Annotated in this window: 14 protein-coding genes; 2 read left to right on the top strand and 12 right to left on the bottom strand. The window is 68.8% G+C overall.

The annotated features are described in order from the left end of the window. Window positions 1-113: 113 nt before the first annotated feature. From ABT313_RS20510 to whiA, 9 genes are all read right to left on the bottom strand, one after another. The gene (locus ABT313_RS20510; RefSeq protein ID WP_350855883.1) at window positions 114-968 is read right to left on the bottom strand and encodes an LLM class flavin-dependent oxidoreductase; all 855 of its coding nucleotides are present in this window, start codon (window positions 966-968) and stop codon (window positions 114-116) included. Between the two features lie 10 nt (window positions 969-978). Continuing rightward, window positions 979-1950, bottom strand: a complete 972-nt coding sequence (locus ABT313_RS20505) for an SMP-30/gluconolactonase/LRE family protein (protein ID WP_350855880.1) — start codon at window positions 1948-1950, stop codon at window positions 979-981. Window positions 1951-2048: 98 nt separating this feature from the next. Next, entirely contained in the window at window positions 2049-2408 is a 360-nt protein-coding gene (locus tag ABT313_RS20500) for an RNA polymerase-binding protein RbpA (RefSeq protein ID WP_130385522.1), read from the bottom strand. Between the two features lie 13 nt (window positions 2409-2421). Then, window positions 2422-2655, bottom strand: coding sequence for a preprotein translocase subunit SecG (gene secG, locus ABT313_RS20495; protein ID WP_130448352.1), 234 nt, complete (start codon window positions 2653-2655; stop codon window positions 2422-2424). Beyond that, entirely contained in the window at window positions 2652-3470 is an 819-nt protein-coding gene (gene tpiA, locus ABT313_RS20490) for a triose-phosphate isomerase (protein WP_350855875.1), read from the bottom strand. The genes secG and tpiA overlap by 4 nt, the downstream gene beginning before the upstream one ends. A gap of 5 nt (window positions 3471-3475) precedes the next feature. Beyond that, window positions 3476-4669, bottom strand: a complete 1194-nt coding sequence (locus ABT313_RS20485) for a phosphoglycerate kinase (protein WP_350855872.1) — start codon at window positions 4667-4669, stop codon at window positions 3476-3478. 80 nt (window positions 4670-4749) lie between these two features. Next, complete coding sequence (gap, locus tag ABT313_RS20480; RefSeq protein ID WP_137256842.1) at window positions 4750-5757, bottom strand: type I glyceraldehyde-3-phosphate dehydrogenase; 1008 nt, start codon at window positions 5755-5757, stop codon at window positions 4750-4752. Window positions 5758-5962: 205 nt separating this feature from the next. Then, a complete protein-coding gene (locus ABT313_RS20475; RefSeq protein ID WP_350855868.1) occupies window positions 5963-6355 on the bottom strand; it encodes a hypothetical protein in 393 nt (130 codons plus the stop codon). 77 nt (window positions 6356-6432) lie between these two features. After that, complete coding sequence (gene whiA, locus ABT313_RS20470; RefSeq protein WP_137256843.1) at window positions 6433-7416, bottom strand: DNA-binding protein WhiA; 984 nt, start codon at window positions 7414-7416, stop codon at window positions 6433-6435. A 129-nt stretch (window positions 7417-7545) separates the two neighbouring features. Here whiA and ABT313_RS20465 point away from each other — a divergent pair, with 129 nt between their 5' ends. After that, on the top strand, window positions 7546-8052 hold the full coding sequence (locus ABT313_RS20465; RefSeq protein WP_350855864.1) for a SigE family RNA polymerase sigma factor: 507 nt from the start codon (window positions 7546-7548) through the stop codon (window positions 8050-8052). Continuing rightward, window positions 8049-9485, top strand: a complete 1437-nt coding sequence (locus tag ABT313_RS20460) for a hypothetical protein (RefSeq protein ID WP_350855862.1) — start codon at window positions 8049-8051, stop codon at window positions 9483-9485. Before ABT313_RS20465 ends, ABT313_RS20460 begins: the two co-directional genes overlap by 4 nt. Here the strand turns inward: ABT313_RS20460 and ABT313_RS20455 are convergent, their stop codons facing one another. From ABT313_RS20455 to uvrC, 3 genes are read right to left on the bottom strand one after another with little or no spacing between them, the layout of a single operon-like run. Further along, window positions 9486-10427 (bottom strand): gluconeogenesis factor YvcK family protein, encoded by a 942-nt coding sequence (locus tag ABT313_RS20455; RefSeq protein ID WP_350855860.1) that lies wholly within the window; start codon window positions 10425-10427, stop codon window positions 9486-9488. After that, window positions 10424-11290 carry an RNase adapter RapZ gene (gene rapZ, locus ABT313_RS20450; RefSeq protein WP_130448361.1) on the bottom strand — a complete coding sequence of 289 codons (867 nt, stop codon included), beginning with the start codon at window positions 11288-11290 and terminating at the stop codon, window positions 10424-10426. The genes ABT313_RS20455 and rapZ overlap by 4 nt, the downstream gene beginning before the upstream one ends. Beyond that, window positions 11290-13320: an excinuclease ABC subunit UvrC gene (gene uvrC, locus ABT313_RS20445; RefSeq protein WP_350855856.1), complete on the bottom strand. Its 2031-nt coding sequence runs from the start codon at window positions 13318-13320 to the stop codon at window positions 11290-11292. Before uvrC ends, rapZ begins: the two co-directional genes overlap by 1 nt. Window positions 13321-13391: the final 71 nt, after the last annotated feature.

Genomic DNA, 13391 nt, shown 5'->3' with positions numbered 1-13391 from the left:
GGGCCTCTGCCGTAAAAACCGTGGCTATTCTTTTATTTCTCAAAACTCTTCCTATAACCTGTCCCGGGCCACAAAAAAATGAGGAGGCCGGCCCCTCCGCCGTTCCCCACGTACTAACGCAGCCGGGGAATGATCTCGGTCGCGATCTGTGCCAGGACGTCCTCGGAGCCGCCGTACACGCCTTCGGCGCGGGGCCAGTGGGTGATGAGGTCGGTGAAGCCGAGGGCGGCTGCGTGGGCAGTGATCTCTTCGAAGGCGGCCGGGCTCGAGAGTGTGTACTGCGCGTTGTCCATCGACAGGTAGCGGTCGAGGTGCCGGCCTTCGAGGTGGTCGTCGAGGCGCCGGCTGAGGTCGGCGAGGGAGGCGAACCAGGTGTCGAGGTTCGTCTTGTCGCCGCCGGTCGTCATCCAGCCGTCGCCGTGTTTCGCGGCGAAGCGGACCGAGCGGGGGCCGTTGCCGGCCAGGATCAGCGGGACCCGCGGTTGCTGGACGCAGCCGGGCAGCGTGCGGCCGTTGCGGGTCTCGTAGTACTCGCCCTTGAAGTCGACGCCGTCGGTCGTCAGCAGGGTGTCGAGGAGCTGGACGAACTCCTCGTACCGGTCCTGCCGTTGCCGCGGGGTGAGGTCCGCGCCGCCCTGGATGGTCGCGTCCAGGCTGCCGCCGGCGCCGATCCCGCACAGGAAGCGGCCGTCGGAGACGTCGTCGACCGCCAGGATGTCGCGGGTCAACGCCAACGGGTGCCGGAAGTTCGGCGACGTGACGAACGTGCCGAGCTTGATCCTCGAGGTGACCGTCGCCGCCGCCGTGAGCGTCGGCGTCGTCCCGAACCACGGTGAGTCCTGCAGACCGCTCCAGGTCAGGTGGTCGTAGGTCCACGCATGATCGAAGCCGAACTCTTCCGCCTGCCGCCACCGCCGTGCGGCGTCCTGCCACCGGTACTCCGGCAGGATCGCAATCCCGAAACGCATAGCGGCGAGCCTACGGCGTCGGGAACGTGGCCAGTGAACTGGTGCCGATGCTGCCCAGCCAGACCTTCCCGTCGCGCTCGCGGACGCCGGTCGGCATGTGGAAGCCGGGGTGCTTCGCGCGCAGGTCGTGGACCAGTCCCCCGTTCTCGTCGTACGCCTGAACCTCGATGACGTCCGCGGCCTTGGGCTTCAGTGCGTCCGGCAGCGCCCAGACGATCTTGCGGAAGACCGGCGGCTTCGGCAGCAGGAAATCGAGTACGGCGTTGCGCGGCGAGCCGACCGCGACCCAGATCAGCCCGTCCGATCCGCGCGCGATGTTGTCGGGCAGCCCCGGGATCGCCGCGATCTGCACGGGCTCGGCGCACTCGGTCGTCAGATCGAGCTTGTACAGCCCGTAGGTCGCCGTCTCGGCCCAGAAGAGCGTCTGGCGGTCGCTGCTGAGTGCGACACCGTTCGGGAAGGCGCGGCCGGTGGCCAGCCGGGTGACCTCACCGTCCGGCGTACGGCGGTAGACGCTGCCGGTCGCCGAGTGCTCGAGCAGGTCGGCCATCCACTCGTCGATGCCGAACCGGGTCGACGAGTCGGTGAAGTAGATCGTGCCGTCCTCGGTGACGTCGGCGTTGTTGCAGAACCGCATCGGGCGGCCGTCGATCTCGGCCAGCAGCGTCGCGATCCGGTTGTCCTTGTCCATCGTCAGCAGGCCGCGGTTCGCGTCGCAGATCAGGACCTTGCCGTCGGGCAGCCACTCCAGGCCGAGCGGCCGGCCGCCGGTGTCGGCGAGCGTGCTGATCGTCCGGCCGTCCGCGCTGACCCGGAGGATGCGGCCGTCGTACAGACCGGTGAGGACGCTGCCGTCGTCGTCGATCAGCGTGTCCTCGGGGCCGGCGCCCGGCAGGGCGACGATGTCCACATCGACGTTCTTCGGGTGCCGGACCGGCGGAGCGGGCGGCGGGGTCCAGCGCAGCGGCGCGATCGACGTCATGCCGCACCCTAGCGCGCTGCACCGGAGCGAACACAAAACGCCAACACAAATGCTTCAGCCCGGACCAGGTCGCTGGTCCGGGCTGAACGCAGTACTGCTTAGAAGATGACCTCGCCGCGGGCACGACGGGCGCGCAGCTTCTCCAGCGCCTCGTCGAGGATCTCCTGGGCCTCCTGCTCGGAGCGGCGCTCCTTCACGTAGGCCAGGTGCGTCTTGTACGGCTCGATCTTCGGCGGCGGGGGCGGGTTGTTCACATCGGTGCTGGTCGGAAGACCGCACCGCGGACAGTCCCACTCCTCCGGGATCGACGCCTCGACCGCGAACCAGGTCGCGGTCTCATGCCCGTTCGCACAGAAGAACACGATGCGCTGCCGGGGCGCGGTGTCGCCGCGCTCCGCCTCGCCCATCGGCCCGGCACCGACCCGGCTGCCACGAATCGCACTGCCACCACCAGCCACGGGAACCGACCCCTCAGCCGAGCTTGTAGAGCAGGCCGACCGCGACGATGCTGGCGAACCAGATCAGACCGACACCGATCGTGATCCGGTCCAGGTTCCGCTCCGCGACCGACGAGCCGCCCAGGCTGGACGACACACCGCCACCGAACAGGTCCGAGAGGCCGCCACCGCGGCCTTTGTGCAGCAGTACGAGCAGCGTGAGGAACAGGCTGCAGACGATCACGACGATCGAGAAAGCGAGAATCACGAGGAGTAGCCTAACTGAAGGTCCAGGTAACGGCAGATGCCGGCGAACTCGTCCACCTGAAGGCTCGCACCTCCGACCAGGCAGCCGTCGACATCCGGTTGGGCCATGATGCCACCTGCACTGGCCATCTTCACCGATCCACCGTAAAGAATCCGTACCGAGTCGGCGACCGAGGGTGAGATCGACTCCTCGATCCGGCCCCGGATCGCCGAGATGACCTCCTGGGCGTCCTCCGGGGTCGCGACCTCGCCGGTGCCGATCGCCCAGACCGGCTCGTAGGCGATGACGAGCTTGCGGACGTCGTCCTGCTTGAGCCCGGCGAGCGCGGCGTCGATCTGGCCCACGCAGTGGTCGACGTGACCGTCGGCCTTGCGGACCTCCAGGCCCTCGCCGACGCACACGATCGGGATCAACCCCGCCTCGAGCGCCTTCGCGGTCTTGGCGTTGACCAGTTCGTCGGTCTCGTGGTGGTACTGCCGGCGCTCGGAGTGGCCGGTCAGCACGTAGGTGCAGCCGAGCTTGGTGAGCATCGCCGCCGAGATCTCGCCGGTGTACGCGCCGGAGTCGTGGGTGGACACGTCCTGGGCGCCGTACTTGATCTTCATCCGGTCGCCGTCGACCAGCGTCTGCACGCTGCGGATGTCGGTGAACGGCGGCAGCACGGCCACCTCGACCCGCTCGAAGTCGTGCTTCTTGTCCTGCAGCGTCCACGACAGCTTCTGCAGCAGGTGCACGGCCTCAACGTGGTTGAGGTTCATCTTCCAGTTGCCCGCCATCAACGGCGTACGGGCGTCTGTGGATCCAGGGGCAGCCATGGTGCTCAGTCCTCTTCCAGTACGGCGAGACCCGGGAGCTCCTTGCCCTCCAGGTATTCGAGCGACGCCCCACCGCCGGTGGAGATGTGCCCGAACGCGTCGTCGGCGAAGCCTAGCTGCCGGACGGCGGCCGCGGAGTCACCGCCGCCGACGACACTCAGGCCGTCCACCTCGGTCAACGCCTGCGCGACGGCCTTCGTTCCGCCGGCGAACGCCGCCATCTCGAAGACGCCCATCGGGCCGTTCCAGAACACGGTCTTCGCGCCGGCGACCTCGGCCGCGAACGCCTTGCCGGAGTCCGGGCCGATGTCCAGACCGAGCTGGTCGGCCGGGATCGCGTCGGCCGCGACCACGGTGGCCGGCGAGTCGGCCTTGAACTCGGGCGCGACCACGATGTCGGTCGGCAGCACGATCTTGTCGCCGGCGTCCTTGAGGTAACCGCGGACGACGTCCAGCTGGTCCTCCTCGAGCAGGCTCTTGCCGACCTCGTGGCCCTGCGCCTTCAGGAACGTGAAGACCATGCCGCCGCCGATCAGCAGCTTGTCGGCCTTGGCCAGCAGGTTGTCGATCACCGCGAGCTTGTCCGACACCTTCGCGCCGCCGAGCACGACGACGTACGGGCGGGCCGGGTCCTCGGTGAGCTTCTTCAGCACCTCGACCTCGGCAAGCACCAGGCCGCCGGCCGCGTGCGGGAGCTTGCGGGCCACGTCGTACACGCTGGCCTGCTTGCGGTGCACGACACCGAAGCCGTCGCTGACGAAGACGTCGGCCAGCGCCGCCAGCTCGTCGGCCAGCGCGCCGCGCTCGGCCTCGTCCTTGCTCTCCTCGCGCGGGTCGTACCGCACGTTCTCGAGCAGCAGGACCTCGCCCTCGTCCAGCTCCTGGACCGCCTCCTGGGCGCTCTCGCCGGTGACGTCGGTCGCGAAGTGCACGGTGATGCCCTCGGGCTGCAGCAGCTCACCGAGCCGCTTGGCCACCGGCGCCAGCGTGTACGCCGGGTTCGGCTCGCCCTTGGGACGGCCGAGGTGCGCGGTGACGATCACCTTCGCGCCGGCCTTGGCGAGCTTGATCAGCGTCGGCAGCGAGGCGCGGATGCGGCCGTCGTCGCCGATCACCTCGGCCTTGATCGGCACGTTCAGGTCGGACCGGACCAGCACCCGCTGGCCCGCCAGGTCGCCGAGATCTTCGATGGTCTTCACAGTTCAGCTTTCCTCAACTCAAGCGTGAAGCCTGTGCCCGGCGCGGCGAGCGCCAGGCACAGGCCGGGACTAAGGAACCGTCAGAGCGAGGCGCCGACGTGCTTGACCAGGTCGACGAGGCGGTTGGAGTAGCCCCACTCGTTGTCGTACCAGCCGACGACCTTGACCTGGTTGCCGATCACCTTGGTCAGGCCGGCGTCGAAGATGCAGGAGGCCGGGTCGGTGACGATGTCGGTCGAGACGATCTCGTCCTCGGTGTAGGTCAGGTAGCCCTTCAGCGAGCCCTCGGCCGCGGCGGCCTTGTAGGCCTCCTTGACCTCGTCGACGGTGACCTCACGGCCGACGGTGACGGTCAGGTCGGTGGCCGAGCCGGTCGGCACCGGAACCCGCAGCGCGTAGCCGTCCAGCTTGCCCTTGAGCTCCGGCAGCACCAGGCCGATCGCCTTCGCGGCGCCGGTCGAGGTCGGCACGATGTTCAGCGCGGCGGCGCGGGCGCGGCGCAGGTCCTTGTGCGGGCCGTCCTGCAGGTTCTGGTCCTGGGTGTACGCGTGGATCGTGGTCATCAGACCCTTCTCGATCGTGAACGCGTCGTTGAGGACCTTGGCCAGTGGGGCGATGCAGTTCGTGGTGCAGGACGCGTTCGAGATCACGGTGTGCTTCTCGGCGTCGTACAGCTCGTGGTTCACGCCCATCACCACGGTCAGGTCCTCGTTCTTCGCCGGGGCGGAGATGATGACCTTCTTGGCGCCGTTGTCGGCGTGGGTCTTGGCCTTGGTGGCGTCGGTGAAGAAGCCGGTCGACTCGATCACCACGTCGGCGCCGACGTCGGACCACTTCAGGTTGGCCGGGTCGCGCTCGGCGAACGCCTTGAAGCTCTTGCCGCTGACGGTGATGTCGTCGTCGGTCGCGGAGACCTCACCCGGGAAGCGGCCCAGGATCGAGTCGTACTTCAGCAGGTGGGCGAGGGTCTGGTTGTCGGTCAAGTCGTTGACGGCGACGACCTCGATGTCGGCACCGGACGCCTGCACGGCGCGGAAGAAGTTACGGCCGATCCGGCCGAAGCCGTTGATACCTACGCGTACGGTCACTGGACTACGTCTCCTCGAAACTAGCTCTTCAAGACTGTCGCTACAGCCCGAAGACTAGCCCAACAGCCCACCTGGCCAACTGGTAGCGTCCACATCAGACCACCATGACCCGCGGGTAGCCTTCCGAGCAGACCACCCGGACGTGCAACTGCCCCGGAAACCTTCCGGGGCAGTTGGTTGAATACCAGTTGTCCAGCTGGTGACCTCAGTAGCCGAGGGCAGGACCTGTCGCCCGCGCCGGTGCTGCACCGCCGACCGACTCTTTCGCACCGTCAGCACTCGCCGACGGCGCCGCACTCCCGGCCGGAGCGTGCCCGGTGTTCAGCAGCTTGGCCGCCAACGCCGCATCACCAGGTGCACCGATCGCCAGTGCCGCCTTCACACCGTGGAGGCGGCCGGGCGCAGCCGCCTGGAACCCGTCGTCCGGCCAGTTCGGCGCGGCCTGCTCCGGGTCGGCGACCATCTTGTTGTTCTGTTGCTCTTGCTGCTTGCGGTACTCCTCCAGAGCCCGCTGCCGTTCCATCTCCCGGATGGCGTTCTCGGTCCGGACGCGCTCCAGCTCGTCGCGCGCCCTTGCCTCGTCCTCTGCCGTACCCATCGGTCTCCGATCGTCGTGGTGCGACGATGCAACCAGAGGTGCAGACGCTGGATGGGTCGTTTCAGATAACGATCCGGTCAGGCCGGGTCGAGCATCTCCGGGGTCAGGTTGGCCTCGGTGTTGGGTACGCCGAGGTCGGCGGCGCGCTTGTCGGCCATCGCCAGCAGGCGGCGGATCCGGCCGGCCACCGCATCCTTGGTGAGAGCCGGCTCGTGCAGCTGGCCGAGCTCTTCGAGGCTGGCCTGCTTGTGCTCGAGGCGAAGCTTTCCCGCGACCTGCAGGTGATCGGGTACGTCGTCGCCGAGGATCTCCAGCGCCCGCTCGACGCGCGCACCGGCCGCCACCGCGGCGCGGGCGGAGCGTCGCAGGTTCGCGTCGTCGAAGTTCGCCAGCCGGTTCGCGGTCGCGCGGACCTCGCGCCGCATCCGCCGCTCCTCCCACGCCAGCACCGACTCGTGTGCACCCAGCCGGGTGAGCAGCGCGCCGATGGCGTCACCGTCGCGGATCACGACGCGGTCGACGTTGCGCACCTCGCGGGCCTTCGAACCGATGCCGAGCCGCCGCGCCGCACCGACCAGCGCCAGCGCGGCTTCCGGACCGGGGCACGTCACCTCGAGCGACGACGAGCGGCCGGGCTCGGTCAGCGAGCCGTGCGCGAGGAACGCACCCCGCCAAGCCGCCACTGCATCGCACGACGCACCGGACACGACCGCCGGCGGAAGACCCCGCACCGGCCGGCCGCGGTTGTCCACCAGCCCGGTCTGCCGCGCCAGCGCGTCACCGTCGCGGACCACGCGGACGACGTACTTCGTCTGCTTGCGAATGCCGGACGGGGAGATGACCACCACGTCCGACGGGTGCCCGAAGATCTCCGCGATGTCCTTGCGCAGCCGCCGCGCCGCGGCGCCGCTGTCCAGCTCGGCCTCCACCACGATCCGTCCGGACACCAGGTGCAGCCCGCCCGCGAACCGCAGGATCGACGAGACCTCGGCCTTGCGGCAACACGGTTTCGTCACCTGAATACTGGTCAGCTCGGACTTCACCTGTGCTGTCATCGCCATGAAGGCAATCCTCCCACCCATGTCAAAGACCCTTGGACCACCAACGGCCCCGGACGCCCGCGGTTACGGGGTCTGCAACCTTCCGGCCCGGTGACCGCGTTACCCCGGCGACATTGTGAGAGGAGGCGCATGAAGGCATCGGATGAAGCCGAGTTCACCGAGTTCGCCGCCGCCATGATCCGGCGGCTGCGGCGGACGGCGTACCTGATGTGCGGCGACTGGCACCGCGCCGAGGACGCCGCGCAGGACGCGTTGGTCAAGGTCTACCGCCGCTGGAACCGGATCGACCGCACGCACGGGCTGAACAGCTACGCCCACCAGTGCCTGGTCACCTCGGTCTTCGACCAGTCCCGCCGGCCGTGGCGGCGGGAGCGGCTCGTCGACGCCGACGACCGGGCCGGCGTTCTCGACGACCCGGCCGGCTCGGTCGACGACCGGATGTTCGTCGTCGAGGCCTTGGCCGCGCTGCCGCCGAGCCAGCGTGCCTGCGTCGTACTGCGGCACTACGGCGATCTCAGCATCGAACAGACCGCCGCCGTCCTCGGTATCGGGGTCGGCGGCGTGAAGAGCCAGACCTCCCGGGCCCTGACCCGCCTCCGCGAGCTTCTCGACCAGACCGAAAGGAGCGCCCCGTGAACAACGACATCGAACACCTGCTGGCAACGGCCGCCGACGACACCGACCGGCCGCTGACCACCGACGTCGACCACCTGCTGGTCCGGGCCCGGCGATCGGTCCGCCGGACCCGCATCGCGACCGCATCGACCGCGGTCCTGACCACGGCGGCGATCATCGGCGGCCTCGCCACCTGGTCCGCGACCCGCGACGAGGGCGCCGGCCCGGCCGGTACGCCGGGCCAGACCATCACGATCGACGTGAAGACCGGCCGCATCATCGACAACGAGACCGGCAAGACGGTCGTGCCGGCGCCGCCGCTGAGTCCGCTGCCGGATGCCGAGGTGCTGAACCGCTGCTCGCGGTACGACGGCGCCTACCAGCGCCGCGCCCACCTCGAGCACAAGACCGCCGACAAGGCGGGTCCGATCAACGACCGGTGGAAGGTCATGGTGAAGAGCGGCGACCAGTCCGCGCTGAACGCGCTGCTCCTGTCACCGGACCAGTCGATCGTTGCGACGTGCACCATGAGCGGTCCGACCAAGCCGGAAAGCCTCGGACGCACCAGCACCGCGAACTTCACGGCAAAGAGCCAGTACCGCAACGCGCTCACCCTGCAGGACGGGTTCCGGGTTCCGGTGCCTGGCGTGACCCAGGTGCTGATGGACCTCGCCGGGGAGAGCAGTCCGCGCGCGGCCCTGGTCGGAACCGACGGTTTCGTCACCCTCGGCCGTGGCAAGGACGACAAGCTCATCACGCTGGAGCGCATCCGGGGCTACGACGCGAGTGGCAAGAAGGTGTACGACCACGCACCCCAGCCGTTCGTCGCCCCGCCGCGGACCGTCGACCCGTCGGTGACGGTGAAGACCGCGACGCCGATCACGCCGGTCGTCGTGCTCACCAAGGAGCCCGGGAGCGGGAAGCCGCTCGCCGCTGCGCCACCCGTCAGTCCGCTGACCGACGAACAGGTCACCACTCGGTGCGAAGGCGTCGACGAGATCTACTTCAAGGATCTGGACAAGGGCGGTGTGAACGCCGATGACGCGGTGATCAAGGCCGCCGGACCGATCTCGCGGGCGTGGCAGGTGGCGCTCAAGACCGGCACCGGGGACAAGCTGACGGCGGTGCTGATCTCGCCGGACAAGCGGGTGTACGCGTGGTGTCACATGCTGACGCCGACGGCGAAGGGCGCCTACGACTACACCCGGGGCGCGGTCCAGGCCGACGGGAAGTTCGCGAAGTCGCCCGACTTCGCGATGGTTCCCGACGGGGTCGCGCAGATCGTCGTCGACCTGCCGACCGCCCCGACCCGGGCGCTGATCTCGAACGGCTTCTTCATCTGGGGCCGGACCGGCGGAAACTCGGACATCAAGAGCGTCCGGGTCCACGGGTACGACGCCCACGGCAAGCAGATCTACAACCAGCCGATGGACCTGGACGTCGACTTCGACTGACTAGCTGAAGATCTCGCGGTAGACCTTCGCCAGCTTGTCGGGGGCGTGGTGGAGGTCCCGCTCGTCGTCGGCGATATCGGCGATCACCAGCTCGGCCCCGAGGGACTCCGCAGTACGGCGGAGCGACTCGGGGTCGGGCACGTGGCCAGTGTCGGCGAGGACGACGTCGATGCGCAGGTCCGGCGCGTGCGCGGCCAGCACCTCGAGGTGGGTCTCGGGCGAGAAGCCGTCGGTCTCGCCCTTCTGCTCCCCCAGGTTGAGCGTGAGGAGCCGGCGGGCGCTGGTCAGCTCGAGTCCGCGGCACAGCTCCGGGACCAGCAGATTCGGGATGACGGACGTGAACCACGACCCCGGGCCGACGACCACCCAGTCGGCCTCCGCTATGGCGACCAGCGCCTCCGGGCACGCGGGCGGGTCGGCCGGGTCGAGCGCGACGTCGACCACGTGCCCCTCGGTCGTGGCCACCTCGGCCTGACCGCGGATCTCGGTGATCGCCTCGGGATGCGCCGGATCGAGCCCGAGCACCCGCGCGGTGATGTCCAGCGGTACAGCGGACATCGGCAGCACCCGCCCTTGCGCACCGAGCAGGCGCGCGACCCAGTCGAGTCCGTCGACCGCCTCGCCGAGCAGCTCCCACAACGCGACGATCAGCAGGTTGCCGACCGCGTGGTCGTGCAGCTCACCGTTGCTGCGGAAGCGATGCTGCAGTACGTCGGCCCACGTGCGGCCCCACTCGTCGTCACGGCACAGCGCGGCCAGCGCCATCCGGAGATCACCCGGCGGCAGGACACCGAGCTCCTGGCGCAGCCGCCCGGACGAGCCGCCGTTGTCGGCGACCGTGACGACGGCTGTCAGCTGGTCGGTGACGTGGCGAAGTGCCGAGAGAGAGGCGGCCAAGCCGTGTCCCCCACCCAGTGCGACGACCTTAGTAGCTCGCGTCACTCCCGCCCCAGATCACGATGGACTACCAAGGTCGGTGACCCCTTCTCGCGCAGCCTGCGGGCGATCTCCTCGGCCATCGCGACGCTGCGGTGTTTACCCCCGGTGCAGCCGATCGCGACGGTGACGAAGCGCTTGCCCTCGTTCAGGTAGCCGCTCCGCAAGGTGTCCAGCACGTCCACGTAGTTCTGCAGGAACTGCTGGGCCAGCGGATGGCCGAGGACGAAGTCTGACACAGGCTTGTCCTGCCCGGTCATCGGGCGCAGGTCGGGCTGCCAGTACGGGTTCGGGATGAAGCGCATGTCCGCGACCACGTCGGCGTCGACCGGGATGCCGTACTTGAACCCGAACGACACCACGGTCGCGCGCAGCTCGGCGTTCTCCTCGTCGCCGAACGCGTTCACGATCTTCGCGGCGAGCTGGTGGATGTTCAGGCTCGAGGTGTCGATGACCAGATCCGCGCCGGCCCGGATGTCGCCGAGCAGCTCACGCTCGCGCTGGATGCCGTCGAGCAGCCGGCCCTCACCCTGCAGCGGGTGCGGCCGGCGGACACTCTCCTGCCGGCGCACGATCACGTCGTCGGACGCCTCCAGGAACAGCGTCAGCGGGCGGTATCCCTTCAGCCGCAGGTCGTGGATCGCCGAGCTCAGCTCCTCGAAGAACAGGCCGGTCCGGACGTCGACCACGACCGCGAGCCGCGGCGCCGCGCCGGTGCCGATGACCTGCTCGACGAGCGTGGTGAGGAACATCGGCGGCAGGTTGTCCACGACGAACCAGCCGAGGTCTTCCAGTACGTCGGCGACGGAGCTCCGTCCCGCGCCGGACATGCCGGACACGATGATGAGGTTGCCGCCCGTGTCGTCCATCAGTTCTCAGTTCTCCCTGGGTCCCCGTCAGGCGCCCCGGCCGGCGCCGGCACGTCGTCGCCCAGTATCTCGCCCGTGGCCGTGTTGACCGACGGTGCCCGGCCGGTTTCCGCCTTCGTTGCGGCAGCGTTAACCGCCAGTACGACGGACTCCGCCAGCCGCGGCCCGAATCCGGGGAGATTCGCCACCTCGTCGACGGTGGCCTGACGCAACTTCTTCAGCGAGCCGAAATGGCGCAGCAGCGTCTTGCGCCGCACCTCGCCCAGCCCCGGGACCTCGTCGAGCGTGCTCTCGACCATCGACTTCGACCGGCGGTTGCGGTGGTGTGTGATCGCGAACCGGTGCGCCTCGTCGCGGAGGCGCTGCAGCAGGTACAAGCCTTCCGACGTCCGGGAGAAGATGACCGGGTCCTCCTCGTCCGGCAGCCAGACCTCCTCGAGCCGCTTCGCCAGGCCGCAGACCGGGATGTCGCCGAGGCCGAGCTCGTCCATCGCCTGCCGGGCGGCCGCCACCTGCGGCGGACCGCCGTCGACGACGACGAGGCTCGGCGCGTAGGAGAACTTCTTCGCCCGGCCGGTCTCCGGGTCGATCAGCGCCGCCGACGGATCCTCGTCCTCCGACATCGCGGCCCGGTCGTCGAGAAGGCGCTTGAAGCGGCGGGTCAGGACCTCGGCGATCGAGGCGACGTCGTTCTGGCCGTCGACGCCCTTGATCACGAACCGTCGGTACTCGCTCTTGCGGGGCAGGCCGTCCTCGAAGACGACCATCGACGCGACCACCTCGGTGCCCTGCAGGTTCGAGATGTCGTAGCACTCCAGCCGCAGCGGGGCCTCGGGCAGGTCGAGCCCGGCCTGGATCTCCTCGAGCGCCTGGTTGCGAGTGGTCAGGTCGCTGGCCCGCTTGGTCTTGTGCATGGTCAGCGTCTGCAGCGCGTTCCGCTCGACGGTCTCCATCAGCGCCTTCTTGTCGCCGCGCTGCGGGACCCGGATCGAGACCCGGGAGCCGCGCATCCCCTCGAGCCACTCGGTCAGCGCTTCGGCGTCCTCGGGCATCGTCGGGACCAGGATCTCCCGCGGGATCGCGTCGGTGGAGTCATCGGCGTACAGCTGCTGGATGAACCGCGAGACCAGGTCGCCGGTCGTCGCCGTACCGTCCGCCTTGTCGGCGATCCAGCCACGCTCACCGCGGATCCGGCCGCCGCGGACGTAGAAGATCTGGACGGCGACCTCGAGCGGGTCCTCGCTCAATGCGATCACGTCGGTGTCCGTGCCGTCGCCGAGAACAACCGCGTTCTTCGCCAGTGCCTTCTCCAGCGCGGCCAGGTCGTCGCGGATCTTCGCGGCCCGCTCGTACTCCAGCTCGGCCGCCGCGGCCTTCATCTCCTTCTCCAGCCGGCGCACGTACGTCGCGGTCTGGCCGGAGAGGAACGCGGCGAAGTCGTCGACGATCTGGCGGTGCTCCTCCTGCGTCACCTGACCGGTGCAGGGCGCGGCGCATTTGCCGATGTATCCGAGCAGGCAGGGCCGGCCGATCTGGCGGTGCCGGTTGAAGACTCCCTTGCTGCACGAGCGCATCGGGAACACCCGCAGCAGCAGGTCGACAGTCTCGCGGATCGCCCAGGCGTGGCTGTACGGACCGAAGTACTTCACGCCCTTCTTCTTCTGGCCGCGGCCGACCATCACCCGCGGGTAGTCCTCGTTGAGGGTGATGGCGAGCCACGGGTACGACTTGTCGTCGCGGTACTTCACGTTGAAGCGCGGGTCGTACTCCTTGATCCAGGAGTACTCCAGCTGCAGCGACTCGACCTCGCTGGCGACCACGGTCCACTCGACCTTCGAGGCCGTCGTCACCATCGCCTGCGTCCGCGGGTGCAGGTTCACCAGGTCCTGGAAGTACGACGACAACCGGGCCCGCAGGTTCTTCGCCTTGCCGACGTAGATGACCCGCCCGGCGGAGTCGCTGAAACGGTAGACGCCGGGAGAGTCGGGGATCGATCCCGGAGCGGGACGGTACGAGGACGGATCAGCCACCCAACCACCCTAGTTCGGGTCGCCGACAAATCCGGAATTCGGGCAAAGTTTCTACTTCTACTTCAATGACA

Source organism: Kribbella sp. NPDC000426, from assembly GCF_040300265.1.
Taxonomy (GTDB): Bacteria; Actinomycetota; Actinomycetes; order Propionibacteriales; family Kribbellaceae; genus Kribbella.
Note: the sequence above shows the minus strand (reverse complement) of the source record. Positions and strands in the feature narration are given on the sequence as shown.